The sequence below is a fragment of the Streptomyces sp. NPDC087310 genome (assembly GCF_044744405.1).
In the GTDB taxonomy this organism is placed as follows: Bacteria; Actinomycetota; Actinomycetes; order Streptomycetales; family Streptomycetaceae; genus Streptomyces.
This window is the reverse complement of sequence record NZ_JBIUYF010000006.1, coordinates 64,067-88,032: the sequence shown is the minus strand read 5'-3', so window position 1 is coordinate 88,032 and position 23,966 is coordinate 64,067. Positions and strand designations below refer to the sequence as shown.

The window sequence follows — 23,966 nt, the reverse complement described above, 5'->3', positions numbered from 1 at the left end:
CCCCTCCAGCGCCTCGACTGTCATGATCCTTTGACCCTACGGTCATCCGATCCGACCTGGATGTCCCCCGTCCTTGACGAAAGGGCAGCTCCGGCGCCCGCGGAGGCAGCGGTCGGTGCCGGTTCGGGCACCATGGCCGTCGACCGAACCCTCGGCGCCGAAACCACATGGGCGCGCGGCCAACGAAAGCGACATAGGTGACAATGTCGACATGAGCGCTGAGGAGAGACCGGGCATGCGGGTAGCGGTGGCGGGCGGGACCGGGCTGGTCGGGCGGCTGGTGGTCGAGGAGTTGGCCGCGGCCGGCCAGGAGCCGGTGGTGCTGGCCCGGTCGCGAGGTGTGGACCTCGTCTCGGGTACGGGGCTCGACGCGGCCATGGCGGGTGTGGACGTGGTCGTCGACGTGAGCAACGTGACGACCATGAGCGGCAAGAAGGCCGTCCCGTTCTTCGACAGCGTCAGCCGCACCCTCCTGGCCGCCGGTGAGCGGGCCGGGGTACGCCACCACATCGCGTTGTCCATCGTCGGCGTCGACCGGGTCGGGCACGGCTACTACCAGGGGAAACTGCGTCAGGAGAGCGTGGTGAAGGGCGGTCCGACGCCGTGGACGGTGCTGCGGGCCACGCAGTTCCACGAGTTCGTGGAGCAGACCCTCGACCTGGTCCCGAAACCGTTCGCGGTGGTGCCCCGGATGCGGACCCAGCCGGTCGCGGCCCGCGAGGTCGCCCAGCACCTGGTCCGCCTCGCCCTGGACCCGGCGCAGGGCATGGCCCCCGAGCTCGCCGGACCCCGTGTCGAGCAGCTCGTCGACCTGGCGCGCCGACTGCTGCGGGCCACGCACCAGCGGCGCCTGCTGGTACCGGTCAGGCTCCCCGGCGCCACGGGCGCGGCCATGGCGGGCGACGGCCAGCTTCCGACCGGACCAGGCCCCCGGGGCCGTCAGACCTTCGACGAATGGCTCGCCCAGCGCAGGAGGAACCCCAGCGCATCGCGGGAGGGCGAGTCGGGCGGGGCGGTGTAGGCGACGAGGAGTTGCTCGGGGTGGGTGTCGACCGTGAACTGCTGGACATCGAGGGTGAGCTGGTGGCTCCGTACGGGACGGCGCGAGGGTGAGGACAGGGCCGGCGAACCCGGCCGACCCTGCCGAACGACTGGAGGCACCACCATGCGTACGGATGTCGTCCTTCCCGGCGCCGGTCCGAAGCTCGCCGGCCATCTCTTCACCCCCGACGGCGACGCGCCCCGTCCGTACCCGGCCGTCGTGGTCGGGCACCCGGGAAGCGGGGTGAAGGAACAGGCTTCCGGCCTGTACGCCCGCCCTCACCGCGGCGGCCGCCGATCACCGTATCCGGGCCGTGGGCACGGTCAGCGCCGTCGACATCTCACGGCAGTTCCGGCTCGGCGCGGACGACGCCCAGGACCCGGCCGTCCTGCGGGGCATGCCGGACGCCGCCGCGAGGGCGCGTCCCACGTCGACCTCTACGACAAGGACGCGTACGTCACGCCCGCCGTCGAGAAGCTGAACGACTTCTTCGCCGCCCACCTGGCGGCGTGACCACCCGGGACAGTCCCCGAGGCGGCCCCCGAAGCGGCGCCCGAAGCGACGTCCAGGTAAAAACTGCACAAGTAACTTGGCGAAGTTACTTGTGCAGTTTTACGGTGAGGGCATGACCGAGATCCCGGGTACGCAGCGGTCCGCCGCGACCGCGCAGCGCCTCCACGACGCGATGAAGCGGCTCCGCGCCCGCCTGCGCGCGGAGTCGGGACAGCATGCGACCGGCCTCACGCTCACACAGCTCGGCGTGCTGGCGAGCGTCGTACGGGAGGGCCCGGTCACCGCGGCCCGGCTCGCCGCGCTGGAGCATGTCAGCGCGCAGTCCATCGCGCAGAGCCTGGCGGTGCTCAAGGCCGCCGGGCTGATTCACAGCGAGCCGGACCCGCGGGACGGCCGCAAGAAGCTGATGAGCCCCGACCCGACCGCGACCGCGCTGGTCGACAAGCTGCTCACGGAGCGTGCCACCTTCCTGGCGCGGGCCATCGACCAGGTCGTCGCCCCCCACGAGCGCGCGGACATGGAGAAGGCCGTCGAACTGCTGGAGCGTCTCGCCGCGGCCGACCCGTACGACGGCGTCGGCCCGTACGACGGCGCCGGCCCGTACGACGGCGTCATATGAGGGCCATCGGCGCAGCGCGGACCGGCTCCACGGCGAAGGGGCTCGCACACAAGCCCTTCGCCTGGACCTTCACCGCCCCGCTCTACGTGGGCTCCAGCCTCAACCCGATCAACAGCTCCCTCATCGCCACCGCCCTGGTGCCCATCGCCGCCGAGCTGCATGTCGCCGTGGGCAGCACCGCCGTACTGGTCTCCTCGCTCTACCTGGCCAGCGCCGTCGCACAGCCCACGGCCGGGAAGCTGGCCGAGGTGCTCGGACCGCGGCGGATCTTCCTCTCCGGCATCGTGCTGGTCCTGGTCGGGGGCCTGGTCGGCGGCCTCGGCCAGGATCTGGCGACGCTGACCGTCGCCCGGGTGCTCATCGGCGTCGGCACCTCGGCGGGCTTCCCCTGCGCGATGGTGCTGATACGGCGCCGCGCCGGGGAGGCCGGCATGGACGCGCCGCCCGGCGCCGTGCTCGGCGGCATCGCGGTCGCGGGCATGGCCACCGCCGCCGTCGGCCCGCCGATCGGCGGGCTCCTCGTGGGCGCCGCGGGCTGGCGCTGGGCCTTCCTGATCAACATCCCGGTCACCGCGATCGCCATGGTCATGGCGCTGCGCCAACTGCCCCGGGACGCCGCGCTCGACCGCGAGCACAGCGGCTTCCGCGAGGTGGCCGGCCGGATCGATCTGCCCGGCGTCCTCGGCTTCGCCGGGTCGATGAGCGCGCTGGTCATCTTCCTGATGAGCCTGCCCCGCGTCGAGTGGGCCGCGCTCGCGGTCTTCGTCCTGGCCGCCGTACCCACGGTCGTGTGGGAGCTGCGGAGGACCGCGCCGTTCTTCGACTTCCGCGGCCTCGCCGCCAACGGCGCCCTCGCCCGCACCTATCTGCGCCAGGCCCTCACCCTTCTCGGTGTCTACTCCGTGCTGTACGGGATGACCCAGTGGATGGAGGCCGCGCACGGGTTGTCCACGGTGGAGGCGGGGCTCCTGCTGCTGCCGATGGGTGCCGTGTCCGCGCTGCTCTCGCGCCCGATCGCCCGGCGCAATCTGGTGCGCGGCCCGCTGATCGCCTCGGCGGTGACCATGCTGCTCGGCGCCGTCGGCATCCTGCTGCTCACCTCGCGCAGTCCGGCGATCGCGCTCGTCCTGGTCTCCCTGGTCTTCGGCGTCACGTCCGCCACCACCACGGTCGGCAACCAGACCGCCCTCTATCTGGCGGCCCCCGCCGACCGGATCGGCACCGCCTCCGGCCTCTTCCGGACCTTCGGATACCTCGGTTCCATCGCCTCCGCCGTGATCGGCGGCATCGTCTTCCGCGACGGCGCGAGCGACCACGGTCTGCACACACTCGGCGTCGTGCTGGTCGCGGCGGGCCTCGCGGTGCTGCTGCTGACCCTCCTCGACCGCCGACTGATGGGCCGCGGCACGAACCACCCGACCGGCACCACGGAAACACCCACCACGGAAACAGCCACGACGGAAACCCCCACCATGGACACCACCACCAAGGAGAACCCCACGTGAGCACCACCGCCCCGACCACCGTCGTCCCCGAGCGGACCGCCCTGCTGGCCATGGACTTCCAGAACGGGATCGTCTCCCTCGCCCCCGACTCCGACGCGCTCGTCGCGCGGGTCGCGGGCGCCGTCGCCGAGGTCCGCGCCGCGGGCGGCACCGTCGGCCATGTCCGCGTCGCCTTCACCGAGGACGACTGGGCGGCGGTCCCCGCGACCAACAAGTCCTTCAGCGCGGTCGCCGCGGCGAAGATGCTGCACCACGAGGACGCCGCCTGCCGGATCGACGAGCGGCTCGCACCCGAGGACGGCGACATCGTCGTACGCAAGGTCCGCTACGGCTCGTTCTCCACCACCGATCTCCATGAGCGGCTGAGCGACCGCGGCATCGACACCCTGGTGCTCGCGGGCATCAGCACCAGCGGCGTCGTAATGTCCACGCTCATCGACGCCGCCGACCGCGACTACCGCCTCTACGTCCTGTCCGACGGTGTCGCCGACCCCGACCCCGAAATCCACCGCGTCCTGCTCGACAAGGTGTTCCCGTCCCGGGCCCACATCATCGACACCGCCGGGCTGCGCGCGCTGCTGCGGTCCGCCTGACATGGCGGACCGCCGCTCACCGCGTGGGTGACCGTCAGGAATTCTCGATGGTGATGAAGGGGTCCCACTGGAAGTACCCCTGCAATTGCCGATGGCGGTCCAGGATCTGGAAGTAGAAGTGGTACACGACCTTTCCGGGCTTTTTGACGGTCGTCCGCCAGTAATGGTCCTCGTAGTTCTGCGTCACGAATTCCGGCCTGCCCTCGGAGCCCTCCTTCGGCATCGGATAGACGCCGTCGATGACTTCGATCTCCGGGGTCCTGATGAGCTGGTGTTCGCTGTCGCTGCTCACGTATTTGTACAGCAATGCCTTGTAGTCGCTGCTGAGCGAAAGCGTCGTCTCCCGCCACCTGATGCTGTCCCCGGGTTCGGCCCGGAGGTTCAGCTCGGCCCCCGACGTCCCGACGATGTGGTCGTGGCGCGTCGTCATGTAGATCAGGGCGTGGTCGACCTGCGTCGGCGCCTCCGGGTTCCTCGACGCGTTGGGGTTCCGCTCGACGATCGTGGCCGCGTCGAACGCGATCAGTACGTTGAGATCAGCCATTTCCTGTCCCTTCCGCAAACAAGACTTTCCTGACCAGGTTTTCCTGGCAGGACGTGCGGGTCGTCTGTCCTCAGGCCGCCCCGGAGGGCTTCGGCACCTTGTACGCCATCGCTCGTGGGTAGTCGTGCCGGTGCAGGCGTACGCGGACCAGCAGCGGTCCCGCGTTGACCGGGTCGGTCGGGTCGGTGAGCCGGGTCAGCAGGTCGTCCAGTTCTGAGGTGTGGGCGATGCTGATGCCGGTCGCCGGGGTCTCCTTGCCGGTGAAGACGTCCGCGAGGCGGTCGTAGTGCCACGGGTGGAGGACGTTGTAGAAGTCCGTGCGGTCCGGGGCGGCGCAGCCCGGCTCGGCGTAGTAGGACGGGTGCACCAGCATCTGCTCGATGCCGTAGAAGTGTCCGTTGTCCATGACGAACACCACCGAGCGCAGCCCGAGCCGGGTGTGGGTGGAGATCTCCTGGCACGTCTCCTGGAAGGCGCCGTCGCCGACGAACACCATCGGGCGGGCGTGCCCGCGTTCGGGGGCGAGCGCGGCGCCGGTGGCCGCGCCGACCGACCAGCCGATGGAGAGCCAACTGATCTGTGACAGGAACCCGCCCGCCGGCAGGGACAGGTTCATCGAGCCGATGAGGGAGAACGCGGCGTCGGAGACGACCGTCCAGTTCTGCCGGGTCTCCTGGCCGAGGAAGTGGTTGATCCGGTCGAACAGGCCGTCGTAGGTGAGCCGTTCGGCCTGCCGGGACGGTGAGCCGCTGATACGGAGCGAGGCGCGGTGGAGCTCCAGGCCGGCCGGGAGGTCGTCGGGCGCTCCGTGGTGGGCGTGGGCCTCGGCGTAGTAGTCGGCGTCCAGGCCCCCGGAGCCGTACCGGTTCACCAGCGCGTCCTGGAGGGCGGGCAGGAGCTGTTCGAGCTGGACGTCGGGGAAGTAGGAAGTGCCCACGCTGACACCGCCGTTCGCCGCCATCACCCAGTCGCCGCCGACGTACTGTTCGCCGCCGAGGTTCTTCGACGTGGCCCAGGCGCCGAGCCCGATGCGGCAGGTGGCCCAGTCCTTGAAGACGCGGTGCACGTCCGGGTGGCTGGCCCGCCCGTTGTACACACCGTGGAACTGCGGCAGGTCCTCCTCGACGACGGCCTTGGCTCCGACGGTGGTGCAGAACGGCACTCCGGTGGCCTCCACCAGGTCGGTGAGGGGCCCGCCGAGGCGGAACCGGTCGATCTCCTCACCGGCCCACACGATCGGGCGGGGCCTGCCGTCCGGTCCCGGGTGCTCCGCGACCAGGGTGAGGATCGCGTTCACGGCGTGGTCGAGCATGGGTTGGTTGCGGGCGCTGAACGGCCGCTCGCGCCGGACGATCGGCTCCCCCGGCTCGGGGCAGGGCTCGTCCCACAGGTCCTCCATGACCTCCAGGTAGACCGGCCTGCGCTCGGAGAGGCACGCGGTGAGCGCGGCGTCGATCTGCCCGCCGGCGAGGCCCGGGTTGGAGATGACCTGCGCGTCCACGGTGACCTGCCGGTAGACGTCGAGGTTGCTCTCCGCGCGCGGGCTCATGTGCGAGGTGAGCATGCCGAGGGCCCGGTAGTTCTGCCACTGCTCGTAGGGCGGGGAGGCGTTGATCGCGACGAGCGGGATCTGCTCGACGTAGGCGCCGCCGCAGGCGTTGAGCAGATTGAACGCGCCGACGCTGTACGTGACCGCCGCCGCGCCGATGCCGTGGATACGGGCGTAGGCGTCGGCGGCCTGTCCCGCGCCGCCCTCGGTCGGCGTACCGACCCACTCGATGTCGCCCTCGGCGCGCAGGGTGGTCAGGAACGGGCCGAGGTGGTTGCCGGGCACGCCGAACAGGTGGGTGATGCCCAACTCGGCCAGCCGCAGGGCGAGATAGCGGGCGACCGTGCACCGGGGGGTGATCGCGGTCACGAGCTGCCCTCCGTGTCCGGGCCCGGCGTGGTGACGGGCGGGGCCTGGTGGACGGCGATGGCGGCGCGGACGGCGCTCTCCAACGCGCCCTCGATCCAGGCGTGTTTGAGGGAGGTGTGCTCCCCGGCGAAGTGCACGGGGCCTTCGGGCCGGGGCACGTCCAGGTGGAAGCTGGTCATCTGGTGGGCGGTGTAGGTGGCCGCCTCGCCGAAGGCGTACGGGTCGCGGGCCCAGCTCTTGGTGGCGCCCCGCCCGGTGAAGAACACCTCGATGCGGCGGCCGTGCAGGGCCTGGAGGTTGCGCAGGGCGTAGAGGTAGCGCTCCGCGTCGCGCATGGAGTCCCAGCGCGCGGCGTCGTCGGACCAGCAGTACGCGGCGAGGACCACGCCGCCGGTGCTGCCGTCGACCCGGTGCGAGGGGTAGTACATGAACCGGTTGGGGTTGTCGGCGGCGGAGCCGCCTCCGAAGCTGTGTGTGGCGGGGCGTACGGCGGGGCCGCGCAGCGGCATGGTGCTGTTGAGCTGCCGCATCTCCTCGGTGACACCGCTGTCCTTGACCGCGGCACCGAGCAGGTCGGCGTCCGCGGTGGTGGGCGTGAGGGCGGGATCGGTGTCCGCCTCGGTGTTCAGCCGGTAGTTCTCGTACGCGCCCGGCGCGATGTTCTCCAACTCGTCGCGCCAGTCGTCCTCGGTGAACTCCCACCACCGGTGGCTGAACTCCAGAAGCACCTTGGTGGCCTGGTCGTAGTGGGTCTCGATGACGGCGCGGCGCTTCTTGTACGACATCGAGGGGACGATCTCCACGAAGCGCAGGGCGGAGAACGGGATGGTGACGATCGCCAGGTCCCCGGTCCACAGGCGGGGCAGGGCCCGCGGGTCGTTCTCCTCGACGGTCTGTACGGCCACGCCCCATCCGTCGGGTCCGACGGCGCCGGTGCCCTCGGGGTCGGCGTCCCGGCTGGGGTCGTGGTATTCGAGGCGGATCATGCGGTGGCCGAGTCGCACCTCGTCGCGCAGGCCCTGGTGGAGGGCGTGCGGCAGACGCCAACTGCCGCCGGGTATCTCCCAGTAGCGGACGGCGGGGTTGATGTCGCTGCGGCTCAGGAAGCTGTGGAAGAAGGAGAGGTGGAGCCGTGAGGACATGTTCTCCAGGGTTCCGACGGCCTCGATCGCCTCGTCGCTGAGCCCGGCGTGGTCGCGCAGGAAGCCGCCCATCGAGTAGCCGTCGAAGTCGTGGATGACGCGGGCCCAGCCCTCGACCCACGCGTCGAACGGCTTGTTGACGCGTTTCCCGTCGACGAGGTCGGAGTAGTAGTCGCGCACGCATTCCAGCGCGTCGTCGACCATCTTCACGACGGGGGCTCGGACTTCGTCGGCGGTGAGGTGGAAGCCCTCGTTGATCCGTTCCGGAGTGGTGGCGTATTCGGCCCGACGCACCTGGACGCGGTTGGCGCGGATCCAGGAGTTGCCCCGCTTGTCGGGTTCGCGGAAGTCGGGGCTGTCGTCGCCGTAGGTCCAGGTCCGGCCGGTGAAGGAGGTGTACGTCACCGGGGGGACGGGGACGTCGGGTTCGCTGCCGGTGGCGGGGTCCACGTCCACGTTGTAGAACTGGCGGCGGCCGAGCCCGAGTTTGTCGACGAGGGCGAGGACGAGCGGGTGGAAGTCGGGCAGCCGCATCGCGCCGGCCTCGGCGTACTGGGCGGGGTCCTCGAAGGGCTGGTGGTGCTTGGTGGCGCGGATGGTCTTGATGCGTCCGCCGACGCGGCCGGCGTTGGCCTCGATGATGGTGACGTCGTGGCCGGCGTCCTTGAGCAGGCGGCCGGCGACGAGGCCGGTGACGCCGGCGCCGATGACGAGGATCTTCTTGCGCGGGTGGTGGGTGGGGCCGAGGCGGCCCGTGTCGATCAGAGTGTGGAGATAGTCGAGTTTGAGGTCCTTGTCGTCCTGCCCGACGAGGAGGAGTTCGCGGGCGAGCCTGAGACATGTCTGCCAGCGCGCACGGGTGGCGGAGTTGTCCCGTGGTATGTCGGTCATAGCTGACGATCGTAGATACGAAGAAACGATTTCCCGGTTCCTCCGGCAGGTAAAGTCCTAAAAACACCGATCGTGCCGGTTGACGGAATTTCGACTTGCTCGGATTTCCCTTGTACGGACCCGAAGTTTCACCAGAGACGGATGGGGACGGAAGGGAAAGGGGAGCGAATCCGAGGTAAGGACGCGCACGCGGAATATGAAATTCCCAGGGCCCCGACCATAACGGCCCCGCCGGGGACACCGGCACATTCGGCCGTGAGATTCCGTTTCCCCTCGGCGGGTTGGCCGCATCGCGGCGGGGTTCCCCGCGCGGGGACCGCGCGGACGCGGTGCGGTGCGGCGCGTCCGGGAGCAGCCCGCGGGGCCACGCGGGTCGCCCGGGTGACGCGAGGTGCCTCGCGCCACGGCCGACCACGAGGCCGCCCCCGCGCAGCGCACCGGCCAAAAACCCGGCACGCCGTCCCGCGACGTACCCCCGGTCGGTCGGTGGCCGTCAGCGTCGGTCGGTGGCCGTCAGTGCCGCGTGCGCGGAAGCGAGGATCTCCTCGGAGAGCGGGTCGCCCTTCGTGGCCCGGGCCAGGACGAGCGCGCCGAGCATGGTGCAGAGCCGGGCGATGCCGTCCTGGTCCTCGGTCGCGAGCCATGCGGCGAAGTCGCCCACTCCCTCGGTGTAGACGCGGTGGGCCTCACCCTCTCCGGGGTCGCGAGCCATGTCGGAGGCGAGCGCGGCGACGGGGCAGCCGTCCGCCGCGCCGTCACGGTGCTCGGTCGAGAGGTAGGTGTCGATCAGTGCCCGCTGGGCCACGTCGCGCTCCCCGTCGTACCGCTCCGCCCCGCCCTCATGGAGCCGGGTGAGCGTGCCGAAGGCGTGGGCGGTGGCTTCGTCGACGAGCGCTTCCTTGGAGGCGAACTGCTTGTAGAAGCCGCCGTGGGTCAGGCCGGCGGCCTTCATGAGGTCGGCGACGCTGACGTGGGTGCCCCGCTCCCGGAACAGCCGGGAGGCGGTCTCCACGACCCGCCGGCGGTTCTCCTCCGCCTGCGCCTGCGATACGCGGCCCATCAGCCACCTCCCGGTTGGATGTCGGTTGCCATCTATCCTAGGCCATGTTTAGATTGTACTCATAATCTAAATTAGGCGCCCTGGTCGGCGCCCGCAACGCTGGGAGTGGACATGGAACTGAAGAACGCGGTCGCGGTGGTCACCGGCGCCAACCGGGGGCTCGGCCGCCATCTGGCCGCCCAGCTCGTGGAGCGCGGTGCGACGGTGTACGCGGCGGCCCGCCGCCCCGAGACGGTGGACCTGCCGGGCGTCATCCCGCTGCGCCTGGACGTGACGGACGAGGAGTCGATCCGGGCCGCGGCCCGCACCGCGTCCGACGCGACGCTGCTGGTGAACAACGCGGGCATCTCCACCGCCACACCGCTGGTCGCGGGCGGCCTGGACGCGGTGCGCCTGGAGATGGAGACGAACTTCTTCGGCCCGCTCACCGTGACACGGGCCTTCGCCCCCGTCATCGAGGGCAACGGCGGCGGCGCCGTACTCAACATCCTGTCGGTCCTGTCCTGGCTGCACCCCGCCGCCCTCGGGTCCTACGCCTCGGCCAAGGCCGCGGCATGGGCGCTCACCGACGCGACCCGGGAGGAACTGGCGCCGCGCGGCATCACCGTCTCCGCGCTGCACGTCGGCTACATGGACACCGACATGGCCGCGGGCGTCCCCGCCGACCAGAAGGCCGACCCCGCCGAGGTCGCCGCCCAGGCCCTGGACGGCGTCGAGGCGGGCCTGCCCGAGATCCTCGCCGACGAGACCACCCGGTACGTCCGGCAGAGCCTGGCCGCGTCGCCGAACGCGGCGTGAGGCGCACCCCGCCGCCCCTCGTATCGATTTCGTGGAGTAAGGACACCTGATGCGTTACACGACCTTCGGACACCGGACCGGACTGCGCGTGTCCGAGTACGCGCTCGGTACGGCGAACTTCGGCACCGGCTGGGGTGCGGGCGCCGAGCCGGACGAGGCCCGCCGTATCTTCGACCGGTTCGCCGAAGCGGGCGGCACTTTCCTCGACACCGCGGACGCCTACCAGTTCGGCGAGTCGGAAGAGCTGACGGGGAAGTTCGTCGCCGCCGACCGGGACCACTTCGTGCTGGCCACCAAGTTCACCCTCGGGGCCGCGCCGCGGCCGGGCGTCTCCACCACGGGCAACAGCCGCAAGAACATGGTCGCCTCCGTGGAAGCCAGCCTCAGACGCCTGGGCACCGACCGCGTCGACCTGCTCTGGGTGCACTTCCCCGACGAGCTCACCCCCGTGGAGGAGATCCTGCGCGGGCTCGACGACCTGGTGCGTTCCGGCAAGATCCACCACGCCGCCCTGTCCAACTTCCCCGCCTGGCGTGTCTCCCGAGCGGTGACCCTCGCGGATCTGAAGAACTGGGCGCCCGTCGTGGGCGTCCAGTACGAGTACAGCCTCGTCGAGCGGACCGCCGACCGGGAACTGCTGCCGATGGCCGAGAGCCTCGGACTCGGCGCCGCCCTGTGGTCCCCGCTCGGCGGCGGGCTGCTCACCGGGAAGTACCGCCGCAGCGCCGAGGGGCGCCTCAGCGACCTGGGGGCGGTCATCCACACGGAGAGCACCGACCAGAAGACCGCCGTCGTCGACGCCGTCCTGGCCGTCGCCGAGGAGGCCGGCGTGACACCTGCCGAGGTGGCGGTGGCCTGGGTGCGGGAGCGGGCCGCCCGGTCCGCGACCTCGCTCGTACCGATCATCGGGCCGCGCAGCCTCGCCCAGCTCGACAGCTACCTGAGCGCTCTCGACGTCGACCTGACGCCGCGGCAGTTCGCCCGCCTGTCGGACGTCAGTGAAGTGCCGCTCGGAGTTCCCCACGAGGCGATCGCCCGGTCCCTCGACGGCATCCAGGGAGGCGACGCCGGCCGGGTCGTCGCCCCGGCCGCCCCGGTGGCATGAGGCCGAGGAGGAGACGGCGATGAAGACCTTCATGATCGAGCGGTACGGCGACAAGGCCGGTGTGCGCGCCGCCGAGATGCCCGACCCCCGGGTGGGCGCCGGCGACGTCCTGGTCCGGATCCATGCGGCGAGCGTCAACCCGCTCGACCTCAGGCTCCGCGACGGGGACTTCAGAGCGATCCTGCCGTACGGTCTCCCGCTCGTCCTGGGTAACGACCTCGCCGGGGTGGTGGTCCAGGTGGGACCGGCCGTCACACGGTTCGCGGTGGGCGACGAGGTGTACGCGCGGCCCGACCAGGACCGTATCGGCACGTTCGCCGAACTCATCGCCGTCCACCAGGACGACATGGCGGTCAAACCGGCCACGCTCACCATGGAGGAGGCCGCGTCCCTCCCCCTGGTCGCCCTGACCGCGTGGCAGGCGCTGGTGGAGCGGGCACAGGTCCGGCCGGGGCAGAAGGTCCTGATCCACGCGGGCGCCGGCGGCGTCGGCACCGTCGCCGTCCAGTTGGCGAAGCATCTGGGCGCGTACGTGGCCGCCACCGCGAGCACGGGCAAGGTCGGCCTGGTGAAGGAGCTCGGCGCGGATGTCGTGATCGACTACACGCAGCGGGACTTCGCGACCGCCCTCGACGGCTACGACGTCGTCCTGGACACCCTCGGCGGCGAGACGCTCAAGAAGTCCGTGCGGGTACTCAAGCCCGGCGGGAAGATCATCAGCGTCGCGGGCCCTCCCGACGCGGCCTTCGCCCGCGAACTCGGCGCGAACGCGCTCCTCCGGCTGGCGATGAGCGCGCTGAGCTTCACGACCCGGCGCCGCGCCGGGCGCCGTGACGTGACGTACTCGTTCCTGTTCATGAAGGCGAGCGGCGATCAGCTCCGCGCGCTCACCCCGCTCGTCGACGCCGGGGAGATCCGTCCCGTCGTCGACCGGGTCTTCCCGTTCGCGGAGACCCGGGAGGCCATGGAGTACGTGGAGAAGGGCCGCGCGAGGGCGGGCAAGGTCGTCGTCGCGATGAGATGAGGGCAGGCCCGTCCCGTGTCCGTGCGCGGCGTGGGCGGCGCACGCCGCCGGTTCGGTCGGCGTGTCACGAGAAGCGGTTCCGGAACTCGACGGGCGAGACCTGAAGGACACGGAGGAAGGAACCGCGCATGGCGGCCTCGGTTCCGAAGCCGCTCTCGCGCGCCACGGCTTCCGGGCTCCGCGCGGTCTCCAGCAGCCGGCGGGAGGCGAAGGACACCCGGACGCGCTCGACGTACTCCCGGGCCGTCATACCGGCCTGCGCCCTGAACAGACGGCTGATCTGGCGCTCGGACAGCCCCGCGCGGCGCGCGAACGACGGGAGGGACCAGTCCCCGCCGGGGTCGTCGAGAACCTGGCGCTGCACCGCGCGCAGGGCCGGGTTCCGCGCCTCACGGACGCGCGGCACCGCGAACTGCGCCTGCCCGCCCGGTGTGCGCGGGGAGGTGGCCAGGGACGCGGCGGTGCGCCGCGCGACCTCGTGCCCCAGATCCTCCCGGACCAGGGACAGCGCCAGATCCAGGGCGGAACCCCCGCCACCGGCGGTCGTGACACGGTCGTCCTTCACCACCGTGTGCCGTGGGTCCACCGTGATGTCCGGGAAACGGTGGGCGAGTTCTTCGGCGAACGCCCAGTGTGTCGCCGCCGTGCGCCCGTGGAGAAGTCCCGCCTCGGCGAGGAGAAAGGCGCCCGTGCCGACCGAGGCCACACGCCGTGCCCCGTCCGCCGCCCGGAGAAGCGCGCGTACGGTCTCCGGCCCGGCCGGGGGAATGCCGTCGGCCCCCGGTACGACCAGTGTGTCCACCGTGTCCACACCGGTCACACCTCCGGGGCCGTGGTCCGGCAGCATCCTCAGCCCGCTGGAGGTGCGGACCGCCGCGCCGTCCGGCGAGACCGTACGTACGTCGTACCGGAAGCCCTGCGGCGCCCTCGCGTTCGCCCCGGAGAGGACGTCCGCGACGGCGGACACCCCGAGGCCGTCGACGCCCTCGAAGACGAGGACGAGGACCAGCACCGGGACGCGGCGTGCGGCCGTGCGGTCGTCCGTCACAGGCGTACGGCGCCGGAGTTGACGCACGCCAGCAGCGTACGGGCCTGGACATTGAGGTAATGGCCGTGGGCAGCAAGGGAGTTGAGCTGTCCGATCGTCACCCAGGTGTAGCCGCCGGGGGCTTCGATCGCCGCCGTCTCCGCGTCGGCCTCCACGAACATGTAGCGCACGCACGCGTCCAGGAACCGCCCGCCCTCCTCCGAGTGCGTGGCGGAGTAACGGGTCGCGCCGCGTTCGGCGGCGCGCAGGACCGTGTCCAGGAACGGTGGCCGGTCTCCTGTCGGCAGCGGTTCCCAGTCGCTGGGGGTGCACTGGACAGTCGGGGCGAGTTCGACCCGGTTGACGTATCCCGCCTCCACGCGCGCGTGGACGAGCACGTGCGGCACACCGTCCAGGAGGCGGAAGAGGAAGGCCGCCACACCGGTGCCGCACGGCTCGACCAACGGCTGGGACCAGCCCCTGACCTCGCGGTTGCCTGCCTCGACGGTCACACCGGTGACCCGGAAGAAGCGGCCGTCGGGGCGCCGTACGGAGTCCGCGTCACGGGTCCAGCCGTCGACCTCGGCGAGCGGGATGAGCCGCACGTCGAGGTCGTGGCGGGCCCGCTCGGCGGTGACCCAGGAGAGGAGTTCGACATCGGTGTGCAGGGCGTCCGGCTCGGTCGCCGGCAGTGGCAGACAGCCCAGGACCGTACGGGCGTCCATGTTCACCACGTTGTCCAGGCGCAGCAGTTCACCGATCTGGCCGAGGGTCAGCCAGCGGTGGTCGGGCGTGATCGGGATCTCGGCGCCGACGGCCTCGACCAGCATGTTCCGGTTCGACTTGCGGTAGAACCAGGCGCCGTGCTCCGACTGGAGGGAGTCCGCCAGTACCAGGTCGGGCGGGACCTCCGTGAAGTGCTCCAGGTACCGCACCCCTGAACCCGCGTGGACGCGCTGGTAGTTGCTGCGGGTGGCCTGCACGGTCGGGGAGAGCTGGAGCAGGTTGGGGTTGCCCGGCTCCATCTTCGCCTGCATCAGGAAGTGCAGTACGCCGTCGAACTCCTTGGCGAGGATGCCGAGGATGCCCACCTCCGGCTGGTGGATCACGGGTTGCTGCCACCTGCCGAGCGGTCCGCCGCCGATCCTGGCGGCCAGGCCGCGTACCGCGAAGAACCGGCCGCTGTGGTGCACCAGGTCGCCGGTGCCGGGGGTGAAGGACCAGCGGTCCAGACGGTCCAGCGGCACCCGGTGCACGGTGAACCGGTGGGCGCGGGCCCGCTCGGCGAGCCATCCGGTGACGTCCTCCGTACGCATCTGGTGGCCCTCGCCGGTCACGGCGGCGGACCGGGCCAGCCGCGCGGCCAGGTCCTGGGCGCCTCGGGGGCGCAGGAGCGTGGCGGTGCTCATGTCCGGCCTCCCCCTGCTTCGGCCGCTTCGGCCGCTTCCCCTGCTTCGTACGCTTCCTCTGCTGCTTCCTCTACTGCTTCCGCGAGACGGTCCACCGTCCGGCGCAGCGCCTCGCCGAACGGGACACGGGGTTCCCAGCCGGTGACGGAGCGGAACGCCGAGGCGTCGATCGTGATGCTGGAGAAGTCCCCGCCTTCCGCCTGCTCCGGTGGCTTCACCGAGACCAGCGGCACGGGCGGCCGGCCGGTGCGCCGCGCGACGAGGGCGGCGACCTCCTCGAAGACCGGGCCGAGCGGCCGGCCGACGCCCGTACCGAGCAGCCAGTGGCGTCCAGCGAGGACCTCGGCGTGGTCGAGCCCGGCGGCGACGGCGCGGGCCAGGTCCTCGACGTACAGCAGGTCGCGGCGGACCGTGCCGTCGTGCCACATCGTCAGGGGCTCCCCCGCCAGGGCCCGGCGCGCCATCGCCGAGACGACACCGCGGTCCCGGGCCGTGGGCCCGCCGGCGGGCCCGAACACGGTGGGCAGGCGCAGCGATGTCCCGCGGAGCACTCCGCGGGCCGCGGCGTCGAGCAGGAGCCGTTCGGCGGCGAGCTTCTGGCGGTCGTAAGGGCCCGCTGGCCGGTCGGGTTCGGTGCCGTCGAGCACCGCCTTGGCGGTCGGGCCGACCTGGGAGGCGGCGCCGGTGAACACGACCCTGGCCGGCGGCCCGTCCCGGCGTGCGGCGAGCGCGTCGACGAGGTCGCGGACGAGGCCGACGTTGACGCGCTCGGCCGCCGTGTCGCCGTCGGTGATCCGCCAGGTGGCGGTGGCGGAGCTGTACAGCGTGGCGACGACGACCTCGTCGGCGCCGGCCACGGCGGCTGCCGTCTCGCCGGGTTCGGTGAGGTCGGCGGTCCGTGTCTCGATGTCGGCGCGGGCGTCGGGCGGAACGGCCGCCGGGCGCCGGGAGACGGCCCGGATCCGTACGGGCCGGGCGGCGAGTTCGCGCAGTACGGCCGAGCCGACGAAGCCGGTGGCGCCGAGCAGCGCGATCGTGGGTACGGGGGTCATGGCCACAGTGCGGCCTCCACTTCTCGGCAGGCGTCGTAGGTGGGCAGCAGGCCCTGGTCCCGTGCCTCGGCGAGGGTGGGGGCGGCGCCGTCCCGGTCGGACAGCCGCGGCGCGGGTCCGGCGGGCAGGGGGAGGCCGAGGGCCGGGTCCAGCGGGGAGACGGCTTGTTCGTGTTCCGGTACGTACCCCTCCGACATCACGTACACGACCATCGAGTCGTCCCGCAGGGAGAGGAAGGCGTGGCCGACGCCGACCGGGATGTACAGGGCGCGGCAGTTCTCGCCGCTGAGTTCGGTGACCTCCCAGCGGCCGAAGGTGGGCGAGCCCACCCGGAGGTCCACGACGAAGTCCCGCACCTGTCCGTACGGGCAGTAGACGTACTTGGCCCGGCCGGGTGGGGTGGCGGTGTAGTGGATGCCGCGGAGCACCCCGCCGGCGGAGAGGTTGTGGCTGATGTCCTTCACCGGGAAGAGCGGACGGCCCGTGGCGCCGGTGAACGCGGCGTCCTGGTACGGCGAGGAGAAGCAGCCGCGGTCGTCCTGGTGGACCGGGGGCGTGAACTCGCGGACCCCTTCGATGCCCAGGGTGCGGATCTGTACGGCGCTCATACGTCTCCCTCGTCCGCCTTCGTGTCGCCGGTGATCTCCAGCAGGTACTGGCCGTAGGGCGAGTGCGCCAGGCCGAGGCCCAGCCGGTGGCAGGTGGCGCGGTCGATGTAGCCCATGCGCCAGGCGATCTCCTCGATACAGCCGATGCGTACACCCTGGCGGTGGGAGAGCATCTGCACGTACTGACCGGCCTCGGTGAGTGCGTCATGGGTGCCGGTGTCGAGCCAGACGAACCCGCGGCCCAACTGGACGAACTCGGCCTTCCCACGCTCCAGATAGGTCCGGTTGACGTCGGTGATCTCCAACTCGCCGCGTTCGGAGGGGCGCAGCTCCCGGGCGATCCCCACCACGTCGTTGTCGTAGAAGTAGAGGCCGGTGACGGCCAGGTGGGAGCGGGGGGCGGCGGGTTTCTCGTCGAGCCGCAGCAAGGTGCCCGAGGCGTCGACCTCGCCGACCCCGTAGCGCTCGGGGTCGCTCACCGGATAGCCGAACAGGACGCAGCCGTCGATGTTCCGGGCGGCGGTGCGCAGGATCTCGCCGAAGCCGGGACCGTGGAAGAGGTTGTCGCCGAGGACGAGGGCGACGGAGTCGTCCCCCACGTGCTCGGCGCCGACGACGAACGCGTCGGCGATGCCCCGGGGCTTGTCCTGTTCGGCGTAGGTCAGGCGCAGGCCGAGCCGGGAGCCGTCGCCGAGCAACCGCTGGAAGCCGTGGACGTCCTGCGGGGCCGCGATGATCTGGATCTCGGTGATGCCGGCGAGCATCAGCACGGACAGCGGGTGGTAGATCATGGGCTTGTCGTAGACCGGCAGCAACTGCTTCGAGACCCCGAGTGTGATCGGGTACAGCCGGGTCCCGTGGCCGCCGGCCAGGATGATCCCCTTCATCCCGTGGCCTCCCGCCGGGCCGGGACACTCGCGTGTGCCTCGAAGTGGCTGGGCCGGCCGTCCACGTGCACCTCGCCGCCCAGACGTCTGGCCGCCGAGCGGGCCATGAGCTGCCAGGTGCCGTCGAGGTGGCGCAGCGCCACGGAGTGCCACGGTGTGGTCCAGGCGTCGGCCTCGCCGACCAGCCCGATGCCGAACTTGGGCTCGCGGCGGCTCTGCGGGTGGATGGAGAGGCGGACGTTGTCCGGGTGGTGCTGGGCGATGAGTTCGCCCCAGGCCCGGCTGCGGGCGATGACCTCGTAGGCGCGGCGGCGGCAGTCCCGCTGGAGCGCCGAGCGGGAACCCTCCCAGTCGGCCACGTCCTCCACGAGGAAGCGGGTGATGCCGCGGTACATGCGCAACGTCGACTCGTCGCTGCGTACTTCGGCCCGCAGCTCCTCGACCGAAGGGCCGAGGGTCTCCGCGGCGAGCGCGCGCTTCTCGTCGTACGACAGGTCGGGGCCGTACACGTCCTTCAGGTCGAAGGTGCCGAGGTGGGCGCCGAGACCCTCGGTACGGATCATCTCGCGCAGGCCGTGGCCGTAGGCGTCGATGTGCTCGTCCGGGACCCCGATGACATCACCGAAGATATGGCCGTCGGAGCAGATCAGGATCTTCGCACCGGGCTCGTGGACCTTGGCCATCTCCGCGCACAGGGAGCCCAGGAAACGCAGCGCGAGCCGCTCGCCGTGGTCCGGGAGGCTGCCGAAGACCTTGTCCGGGTTGGGCGACTTGCAGGGGAAGCCGGGCAGGCTGAAGACCACCGGCTCGCCGCGCTCGACGAATCCGCCGATCTGGGCCAACTGCTCCGGGAAGTCGTCGGGGGTGTCGAGGTGCTGATCGGGTTCGGCGGCACGCCGGTGCGGGAGCAGCAGCTCCAGGATCTCCCGGCTGACGCGTTCGGCCGCGGAGGCCGGGGTGAAGGTGGTGGCCATCTGGGACATGGGTGTTCGACTCGCTTCCGCTGATCGTCTGACGGGTGGTGCGGTTGGGGACGGGGGTGCGGGGGCTTGTCGGGGGGAGAGGGAACGGGCATCAGGGAGGGGGGAGCTACGGCGGTGCGGGGGTTCAGGCCGTGCGGTGCTGTACGGGGCAGCCGGTGGCCGTGGGGGCGGTCGCCGACGGCCCGTAGGCGAGGGGGAGTTCGTCGACGCCCCGGGCGAGGACGGCGCCGATCCACCGCAGGTCCTGGTCCTCGATCGCGAGGCGCACGCCGGGCAGCCGAGTGAGCAGCGCGCGTAGACCGATCTGGAGTTCGATTCGGGCGAGCGCGGCACCGGGGCAGAAGTGGATGCCGTGGCCGAAGGCGAGGTGCGGGTTGGGCGTGCGGTCCAGGTCGAGGGTGTCGGCGTCGGGGAACCGCTCCGGGTCGCGGTTGGCAGCGCTCAGCGACACGATGACGGAGTCGCCGGCCGGGATCCTGGTGCCGAAGAGGTCCGCGTCCTCGGCGAAGAACCGCCAGGTGGTGAGTTCGAAGGCGCTGTCGTGACGGAGCAGTTCCTCCACCGCGCGGGCCGGCAGCCCGGGGTCGGCCCCATCGCCCCCGTGCAGGGCCGCCGTGAGCCGCCGCAGTTCGGCGGGGTGGCGCAGGAGGGCGATGAGGGCGGTGGTGATCTGGTTGGTCACCGGTTCCTGCCCGGCGACCAGCAACTGGAAGACGACGGAGTCCTGTTCCTCCTTGGTGATGTCCCCTTCGTCGCAGGCCACGACGAGCCTGGTGAGCAGGTCGTCGCCGGGGTCGCCCCTCTTGTCCTCGGTGACCTCGGCGATGTAGCCCTGCAGACCGCGCAGCCGCGCCTCGTAGACGGGCCGCTGCGGATCGGCGGGGCCGACGGGCTGTACGACCTTGCCCCAGTCCCGGTCGAAGCGTGCCGCCAGGGAGGCCGGCAGGCCGATCACCTCGGTCAGGACGCGGAGCGGGAAGTGTGCGGCGAAGGCCGCGACCACGTCGATCACACCGCTCGCGCCGGTGTCCTGGTGGGTGCCGAGGGCGGTGTCGAGCAGTTCGTCGGCGATCTCCTCGAACCGGGGGCGCATGCGCTCGACATGGCGGGGCGCGAACGCCTCGGCGACCAGTTTCCGCATCACGGTGTGCTGGGGCGGGTCCTGGTGCAGCAGATGGGCCTGGAGCTGGGAGTGCTGGGGCTCGGGCATGATGGCGGCGCGCTCGCGCCAGGCGTCGTTGCCGAGGTCGTGGTTCTTGCCGAGGCGGTCGTCGTTCAGGGTGCTGTGTGCCGCCGCGTATCCGGTGACCAGCCATGCGTTGACCCCGCTGGGGAACGTGACCCGGTGGACGGGCCCCTGCTGCCGGAGGTCGCGGTACAGGGGGTAGGGGTCGGTCTTGTAGTCCTTGCCGTGGAGGGGCAGCGGTTCGGGCTGCGGCATGGCGTGGTGGTTCCTTTCTGAGGGGTCAGCGCAGCGGGGCCAGGACCTCGCCCGTACCGGCGTGACGTACGGTGATCGCTTCCATGGGACAGATCTCCGCGGCGTCCACCACACGGGCGTCCGGCGCGATCAGCTCCGTCACCGCGCGGGAGCGGCCGGAGTCCAGGCGCAGCAGGCCGTGTGCCGTCGCGAGACAGAGTCCGGAGCCGGCGCAGGCGTGCCGGTCGACCTCGATCCGCCACGCGGGCCGGTTCCGGCCGTGCTCCTCGTCCGGTTCGCCCTGGGCGGCGGGGGTGGGCGGGGTCACCAGGTGACCAGGAGGGACTCCGGTGCCCGGGCGATCAGGCCGGGCTTCCACGGGACGTCCGCCACCGGGCCGGCCAGTCGCAGGGTGGGGAACCGGTCGAGCAGTCCCCCGATCGCGGCCTGCAGCTCGGCGCGGGCCAGGGCCGCTCCGAGGCAGTAGTGGATGCCGTGGCCGAAGCCGAGGTGTGCGTTGCGTTCCCGGTCGAACCGAATGGTCTCCGGGTCGGTGAACGCGCGCTCGTCACGGTCGCCGGCGGCCCGCTGGAAGATGACCGTCTCCCCCTTGCGGATGAGCACCCCGCCGATCTCCACGTCCTCGGCGGCCCGGCGCGGAAAACTGCCCGTGGAGCGCAGCGGGACGATACGCAGCATTTCCTCGATGGCGGGCCCCATGAGGGAGCGGTCCGCGCACAGTTGCTCGTACAGGTCACGCTGTGCCAGCAGGAGGAACGCGACATTGGAAATCATGCTGAGCGATGTCTCGTGTCCGGCCATGAGAATGCCGATTCCGGTCCGTACGGCTTCGACCTCCGTCATCTCACCGGCGTCCAGAGCCGAGATGAGAACCGATATGAGGTCGTCGGACGGAGTGCTTCGGCGCAGCGTGATGAGTTTACGCAGAAATTCCTCCAGGCCGTCCCTGGCTTCGTCTATCTCCTCCTTGGTGTGCGCCGAGGTGGCGACGAAGACATCGGAGTATCTGCGGAATTCGGCACGTTCCTCGTACGGGACGCCGAACAGTTCCACGATCATGCGTACGGGAAGCGGGACCGCCAGCCTCGCCACGAGGTCGCCGGGCGGGCCGGCCGCCTCCATCGCGTCGAGTTCCGAGGTGACCAGCTCCCGCATGCGGGCGGTGAGTTCGGAGACGATACGGGGCCGGAACGCGTGCGCGACGATCTTGCGGACCCGTCCGTGGTCCGGCGGATCCATGCTGAGCAGGTTCCCGGGGCGCAGGGGCAGCGGTGTCACCCGGGCGGTGTCCGGTTCCGTCGCGGCGCGGGAGCTGAACCGGGGGTCGGCGAGGAACTCCTTCATCTCGTGGTATCCGGTGATGAGCCATGCCTCGCCGCCGTAGGGCATGGTGACCCGGGACACCGGTTCGGCGCGGCACAGTTCCAGGTAACGGGGATTCAGATCCAGCCGGACAACGGGGCCGAAGGGATATCCCGGGGGCCCGGCCGTTTCTGTGGCCGTATCTGTGACGGTCATGGTTCCACCTTCTGTGGTGCGTCCGCGGCACGGGGAGACAACAGAACCGGGGACGCTCGGTCAGGCAGGAGAGGAGAGAGAGCGGACCGAAGTCCCGGGAGCGGGACGGATCGGTCTCGGCGGGCGGCACTTCCGACGGCGCCGCACCGGCCTTTCGCTCGGGGATCCTCTCAAAAGAACCCGTCCGGTGGAACTCTGTTCGATATCGAGGGGCTGATTCCGCGGAAACGGCGGGCGGCGCTCCGAGAAGCGCTGCCCGCCGTATGTGCCGGACCGGTGCGATCCGGCCCGGAGTTCAAGTGCGGCTATTCCACGGTTGAACGTCCTTTCCCTGTCACCTGCGCGCGTAAAGCCGCATCGTGACCGGCCCGAAGACCAGCAGGAACAGCGCCGACCAGCCCAGCACCCAGGCGATGGCCGCCGAGGGCATGTCACCGGCCGTCAGGCCCCGTACCGCGTCGCACAGATGTGAGACGGGGCTGTTGTTGACGAACGCCTGGAGCCAGCCCGGCATGGTGCCCGGGTCGACGAACACATTGCTCAGGAACGACAGCGGGAAGATCACCATCATCGAGACGCCCATCACCGACTTCTCCGAGCGCAGCAGCAGACCGAACATGGTCCACACCCAGGAGAAGGCGAAGCTGAAGACGAGCAGCAGGGCCACGCCCGCCAGCACCCCGAGAGGCCCGCCGTCCGGCCGGAACCCGAGGATCAGACCGACCGTCAGGATGACGACGGCGGCGACGGTGTAGCGGAGCATGTCGCCGAGCAGGTAGCCGACCATGGGCGCGGGCCGCCAGATCGGAAGGGTCCGGAAGCGGTCGAACACACCCTTGGCGATGTCGGTGTTGAGGGAGATGCCCGTGTACATCGTGGTCATGACGATGGACATCACCAGGATGCCGGGCAGCAGGAACTGGATGTACTCCTCGGTCGACCCCGCCAGCGCCCCGCCGAAGAGGTACGTGAACATCAGCACCATCATGATCGGCATGGCGGTGACGTCGAAGAGCTGCTCGGGCACGTGCTTGATCTTCAGCATCGCCCGCCAGCCGAACGCCATGGACGCCGTCGGCGCCCCGGCCCTCGGCCGCCGGCCGGGCGGCGGGGCCAGCAGTTCGGCCAGGGACTCCGCGGAGACCCGGGCGGGCCCCTCGGTACGGTCGTCGGTCTTCACCATGGTGGTCATGCCAGGGCCTCCTCGGCGCTGCGGCCGCGGGGGGCGGCGTCGTCGGTCAGGGCGAGGAAGACTTCGTCGAGGCTGGGCTGCCCCAGGGAGAAGGTGTCGACGGCGATACCGGCCCGGGCCAGTTCGGCCAGGGCGCGGGATGCCTGCTCGGCCGCCTCGGCGCCGCCGGCCCCCACGACACCCACACGGGCGGTCAGGGCGACCGGGTCGGGGTCGGGCTGTACCGGGGCGCCGTCCAGGCAGAGCCGCAACAGCCGCTCGGCGTCGGGCCGTTGGGCGACGTCCCGCAACCGCAGATGCACCGAGCCGCCGCCCACGGACGCCTTCAGCTCGCCCTTGGTGCCCTCCGCGATCACCTTGCCGCTGTCGATCACCGCGATCCGGGCGGCCAGTTGGTCGGCCTCGTCCAGGTACTGCGTGGTGAGGAGCACCGTCGTGCCCTGGTCGACGATGGCCCGCACGATGTCCCAGACGTGGTTACGGCTGCGCGGGTCGAGCCCCGTGGTGGGCTCGTCCAGGAAGAGCAGGTCGGGGGTGTTGAGGAGGGAGGCCGCGATGTCGAGCCGGCGCCGCATGCCGCCGGAGTACGTCCGCACCTGCCGGTGCGCCGCGTCGGTGAGGACGAAAGCCTCCAGCATCCGTTCGGCGCGGCTACGGGCGCCGGTCTTGCCGTGGCCGAGCAGGCGGCCGAGGAGGACGAGGTTCTCGGCGCCGGTCAGGTCCTCGTCGAGCGAGGCGTACTGCCCGGTGAGGGAGACACACGCACGCACCTCGTCCGCCTCGCGTACGACATCACGGCCGAAGACGCGGGCCTCGCCGCCGTCCGGCCGCAGCAGCGTCGCGAGCATCTTCACGAAGGTCGTCTTGCCCGCCCCGTTGGGGCCGAGGACCCCGTAGACCGTGCCGGCGGGGATGACGAGGTCGATGCCGTCGACCGCCCTCTTGCCCCCGAAGGTCTTCACCAGTCCCGCGGTCTCGATGGCCGCGGCAGTGCTGCCGGTCCTCATCGTGTCCTCCCCCGTCCCGCGCCGTCCGCGCTGTCCCCTGCGTACGTGTCGCCTGCGTACGTGTCGTCCTTCGTGCGGCCGAGGCGGA

The 23,966-nt window shown here is 71.2% G+C and carries 23 protein-coding genes; 8 read left to right on the top strand and 15 right to left on the bottom strand.

Annotated features, from left to right (window positions below; all coding sequences use genetic code 11):
- The first annotated feature begins 211 nt into the window (after positions 1-211).
- The 5 genes from ACIO3P_RS23245 (at position 212) to ACIO3P_RS23225 (ending at position 4,272) form a co-directional block, all read left to right on the top strand.
- Positions 212-1,021 (top strand): SDR family oxidoreductase, encoded by an 810-nt coding sequence (locus ACIO3P_RS23245; protein ID WP_401851924.1) that lies wholly within the window; start codon positions 212-214, stop codon positions 1,019-1,021.
- Between the two features lie 144 nt (positions 1,022-1,165).
- Entirely contained in the window at positions 1,166-1,555 is a 390-nt protein-coding gene (locus ACIO3P_RS23240; RefSeq protein WP_401851921.1) for a hypothetical protein, read from the top strand.
- A gap of 112 nt (positions 1,556-1,667) precedes the next feature.
- Entirely contained in the window at positions 1,668-2,174 is a 507-nt protein-coding gene (locus ACIO3P_RS23235) for a MarR family winged helix-turn-helix transcriptional regulator (RefSeq protein WP_401851919.1), read from the top strand.
- Positions 2,171-3,679 carry an MFS transporter gene (locus ACIO3P_RS23230; RefSeq protein WP_401851916.1) on the top strand — a complete coding sequence of 503 codons (1,509 nt, stop codon included), beginning with the start codon at positions 2,171-2,173 and terminating at the stop codon, positions 3,677-3,679. Before ACIO3P_RS23235 ends, ACIO3P_RS23230 begins: the two co-directional genes overlap by 4 nt.
- On the top strand, positions 3,676-4,272 hold the full coding sequence (locus tag ACIO3P_RS23225) for a cysteine hydrolase family protein (RefSeq protein WP_401851913.1): 597 nt from the start codon (positions 3,676-3,678) through the stop codon (positions 4,270-4,272). Before ACIO3P_RS23230 ends, ACIO3P_RS23225 begins: the two co-directional genes overlap by 4 nt.
- Positions 4,273-4,306: 34 nt before the next feature.
- Here the strand turns inward: ACIO3P_RS23225 and ACIO3P_RS23220 are convergent, their stop codons facing one another.
- The 4 genes from ACIO3P_RS23220 to ACIO3P_RS23205 all read right to left on the bottom strand — a co-directional run bounded on the left by ACIO3P_RS23220 (position 4,307) and on the right by ACIO3P_RS23205 (position 9,827).
- The gene (locus ACIO3P_RS23220; RefSeq protein ID WP_329823229.1) at positions 4,307-4,816 is read right to left on the bottom strand and encodes an inclusion body family protein; all 510 of its coding nucleotides are present in this window, start codon (positions 4,814-4,816) and stop codon (positions 4,307-4,309) included.
- 70 nt (positions 4,817-4,886) lie between these two features.
- Entirely contained in the window at positions 4,887-6,734 is a 1,848-nt protein-coding gene (locus ACIO3P_RS23215; RefSeq protein ID WP_401851912.1) for a thiamine pyrophosphate-binding protein, read from the bottom strand.
- Positions 6,731-8,767, bottom strand: coding sequence for an FAD-dependent oxidoreductase (locus ACIO3P_RS23210; RefSeq protein WP_329823232.1), 2,037 nt, complete (start codon positions 8,765-8,767; stop codon positions 6,731-6,733). Before ACIO3P_RS23210 ends, ACIO3P_RS23215 begins: the two co-directional genes overlap by 4 nt.
- Positions 8,768-9,260: 493 nt before the next feature.
- A complete protein-coding gene (locus ACIO3P_RS23205) occupies positions 9,261-9,827 on the bottom strand; it encodes a TetR/AcrR family transcriptional regulator (protein ID WP_401789816.1) in 567 nt (188 codons plus the stop codon).
- Positions 9,828-9,938: 111 nt separating this feature from the next.
- Between ACIO3P_RS23205 and ACIO3P_RS23200 the strand changes: the two genes are divergently transcribed.
- Genes ACIO3P_RS23200 through ACIO3P_RS23190 form a run of 3 tightly spaced genes read left to right on the top strand, consistent with a single transcriptional unit; the run spans position 9,939 to position 12,754 of the window.
- The gene (locus ACIO3P_RS23200; RefSeq protein WP_401789814.1) at positions 9,939-10,625 is read left to right on the top strand and encodes an SDR family oxidoreductase; all 687 of its coding nucleotides are present in this window, start codon (positions 9,939-9,941) and stop codon (positions 10,623-10,625) included.
- Positions 10,626-10,674: 49 nt separating this feature from the next.
- The gene (locus ACIO3P_RS23195) at positions 10,675-11,730 is read left to right on the top strand and encodes an aldo/keto reductase (protein WP_329823238.1); all 1,056 of its coding nucleotides are present in this window, start codon (positions 10,675-10,677) and stop codon (positions 11,728-11,730) included.
- 19 nt (positions 11,731-11,749) lie between these two features.
- On the top strand, positions 11,750-12,754 hold the full coding sequence (locus ACIO3P_RS23190; protein WP_401851909.1) for an NADP-dependent oxidoreductase: 1,005 nt from the start codon (positions 11,750-11,752) through the stop codon (positions 12,752-12,754).
- 64 nt (positions 12,755-12,818) lie between these two features.
- On the opposite strand, the gene ACIO3P_RS23185 is transcribed toward ACIO3P_RS23190, so the two are convergent.
- The 11 genes from ACIO3P_RS23185 to ACIO3P_RS23135 all read right to left on the bottom strand — a co-directional run bounded on the left by ACIO3P_RS23185 (position 12,819) and on the right by ACIO3P_RS23135 (position 23,878).
- Positions 12,819-13,829: a GlxA family transcriptional regulator gene (locus ACIO3P_RS23185; RefSeq protein ID WP_401851906.1), complete on the bottom strand. Its 1,011-nt coding sequence runs from the start codon at positions 13,827-13,829 to the stop codon at positions 12,819-12,821.
- Positions 13,799-15,190 carry an NDP-hexose 2,3-dehydratase family protein gene (locus ACIO3P_RS23180; RefSeq protein ID WP_329823243.1) on the bottom strand — a complete coding sequence of 464 codons (1,392 nt, stop codon included), beginning with the start codon at positions 15,188-15,190 and terminating at the stop codon, positions 13,799-13,801. Before ACIO3P_RS23180 ends, ACIO3P_RS23185 begins: the two co-directional genes overlap by 31 nt.
- Positions 15,187-16,242, bottom strand: coding sequence for an NAD-dependent epimerase/dehydratase family protein (locus tag ACIO3P_RS23175; RefSeq protein WP_401851903.1), 1,056 nt, complete (start codon positions 16,240-16,242; stop codon positions 15,187-15,189). The genes ACIO3P_RS23180 and ACIO3P_RS23175 overlap by 4 nt, the downstream gene beginning before the upstream one ends.
- Positions 16,239-16,850 (bottom strand): dTDP-4-dehydrorhamnose 3,5-epimerase family protein, encoded by a 612-nt coding sequence (locus ACIO3P_RS23170; protein WP_329823247.1) that lies wholly within the window; start codon positions 16,848-16,850, stop codon positions 16,239-16,241. Before ACIO3P_RS23170 ends, ACIO3P_RS23175 begins: the two co-directional genes overlap by 4 nt.
- Positions 16,847-17,737: a glucose-1-phosphate thymidylyltransferase RfbA gene (gene rfbA, locus ACIO3P_RS23165; RefSeq protein WP_329823248.1), complete on the bottom strand. Its 891-nt coding sequence runs from the start codon at positions 17,735-17,737 to the stop codon at positions 16,847-16,849. Before rfbA ends, ACIO3P_RS23170 begins: the two co-directional genes overlap by 4 nt.
- Positions 17,734-18,711, bottom strand: a complete 978-nt coding sequence (locus tag ACIO3P_RS23160; protein ID WP_401851899.1) for an L-tyrosine/L-tryptophan isonitrile synthase family protein — start codon at positions 18,709-18,711, stop codon at positions 17,734-17,736. The genes rfbA and ACIO3P_RS23160 overlap by 4 nt, the downstream gene beginning before the upstream one ends.
- 133 nt (positions 18,712-18,844) lie before the next feature.
- Positions 18,845-20,161: a cytochrome P450 gene (locus tag ACIO3P_RS23155; RefSeq protein WP_401851897.1), complete on the bottom strand. Its 1,317-nt coding sequence runs from the start codon at positions 20,159-20,161 to the stop codon at positions 18,845-18,847.
- 25 nt (positions 20,162-20,186) lie between these two features.
- Positions 20,187-20,468, bottom strand: coding sequence for a ferredoxin (locus ACIO3P_RS23150; protein WP_329823251.1), 282 nt, complete (start codon positions 20,466-20,468; stop codon positions 20,187-20,189).
- On the bottom strand, positions 20,465-21,679 hold the full coding sequence (locus ACIO3P_RS23145) for a cytochrome P450 (protein WP_329823253.1): 1,215 nt from the start codon (positions 21,677-21,679) through the stop codon (positions 20,465-20,467). Before ACIO3P_RS23145 ends, ACIO3P_RS23150 begins: the two co-directional genes overlap by 4 nt.
- A 334-nt stretch (positions 21,680-22,013) precedes the next feature.
- Positions 22,014-22,871: an ABC transporter permease gene (locus ACIO3P_RS23140; protein ID WP_329823255.1), complete on the bottom strand. Its 858-nt coding sequence runs from the start codon at positions 22,869-22,871 to the stop codon at positions 22,014-22,016.
- Positions 22,868-23,878, bottom strand: coding sequence for an ATP-binding cassette domain-containing protein (locus tag ACIO3P_RS23135; protein WP_401851895.1), 1,011 nt, complete (start codon positions 23,876-23,878; stop codon positions 22,868-22,870). The genes ACIO3P_RS23140 and ACIO3P_RS23135 overlap by 4 nt, the downstream gene beginning before the upstream one ends.
- Between the last annotated feature and the right edge of the window lie 88 nt (positions 23,879-23,966).